We start from the raw sequence: 1,379 nt of genomic DNA, 5'->3' as shown, positions 1-1,379 counted from the left end.
CGACTTGTTCTTCCGGCTATGCAAACGCCGGATCCTGCCAATCATGTCCATGGTGATCACTCCTCTCCCCTGCTGCACAAAAATGCAGCACGGTAGGTTGTTCACCTGGCTCAGTTTTGGGTCGGCACTACCCTCAAAATTGGCTCAGTTTTCGGTCGGCGCCAACACACGCAAATACACCCACCTCGGCAGTCTTCGCGAAATCCACCAGCCGCAATAAATGCATCCCCTCATCAGCATCACTGCGGCTCAGAAGGCGACCAAATTCCGCGAGCAAAGGCCTCGTCTCCAAGCTTCACGAGTATTTACGCTGAAGCCCACATCACAAGTGAAAATCAGCCCCGACGTACACAACTACGCCGAAAATCTAAACGGCCAGTTCTCTGGCGTCGCCGTCTACGCCTCGCCATCGCAGCACCGAGGAAAGGCACCCAGCCTGGCCAGCAGTCACAGTTCAGGCTCGCTGGCGTCCTTGAGCTTAGCGCCAGGGCCACATAGAAGCTGGTCGTCGCGGCAACGCCACCAAGTCAGCTCAAAGCCAGGCAGGCATCTATGGCCGTCAAAAGCGTGGCCTAACACGTCGCTCAAGCTGAGCACCAACGGCAAAACACCAGGCCCCGGCCACAGGTACGCTGTACATTTTCTGTGGCCGCGGCCTGGCGTTTCACCGCTGGTGCCAGCTTAGCTCCAACGTTAGGCAGCGAAGGAACCGCTTTGCAGTGCTCCAGCAGAGTCAGCGCCTTGCGGCGTGAACTGAGCAGCCACGACGCGGCAAGCCGCGAACACCGCGCCCGCCGGCAGGCGAGGAGAGATTCTGGAACTACGACAACTATGCCCGGCTTAGGCGAAGACAAGTTCCAGCAAGTGCAACGAATCAACAGCGGTCGCGAATTGAACACAAATGACCGTGAACCGCTGTGCCTGATCGAGCCGCTGCACTGCGTAGGTGCCCTTGATTTTCAATCAGTTAGTCGGGCCGCCGCGGGCGGCGTCTGCGAGTCTTTCATAGGCCAGCCGGCGCGGCGGCTTGAATTCGTGGTCCGCCACGGTCTGCAGCGCGGGCCGGCACGCCTTTGTGGTTCGCCCAGCAACGATAACAAAGTTGCCCCTCTCACCAGCCGCCGCGCGTCGCTGCCTAACCCCTCGCTCAAGTGGAGCGCCAACGGCTTGCCACCAGGCCCGGGCTGCGGTGCGCTACATTCTCCGCAGCCCGGGCCTGGTGGCAAGCCGTCATCGCCCACTTAGCTCGAAAGTTAGGCCACGCAAATACACCCACCTCGGCAGTCTTCGCGAAGTCCACCAGCCGCACTAAATGCATCCGTTCATCACCATCGCTGCGGCCCGGAAGGCGACCAAATGCCGCGAGCAGAGGCCTAGTC

The 1,379-nt window shown here is 60.3% G+C and carries 1 protein-coding gene; it reads left to right on the top strand.

Annotated elements, in window-relative coordinates; all coding sequences use genetic code 11:
* A partial coding sequence (locus JMV16_RS24360) for a hypothetical protein (RefSeq protein WP_236580660.1) occupies positions 1–220 on the top strand: 220 nt, incomplete at its 5' end.
* Positions 221–1,379: the final 1,159 nt, after the last annotated feature.

Origin of the sequence: Rubrivivax sp. A210 (assembly GCF_904426505.1) — a bacterium.
In the GTDB taxonomy this organism is placed as follows: Bacteria; Pseudomonadota; Gammaproteobacteria; order Burkholderiales; family Burkholderiaceae_C; genus Rubrivivax.
The sequence above is the reverse complement of the archived record's forward strand: the minus strand, read 5'-3'. Positions and strand labels throughout refer to the sequence as shown.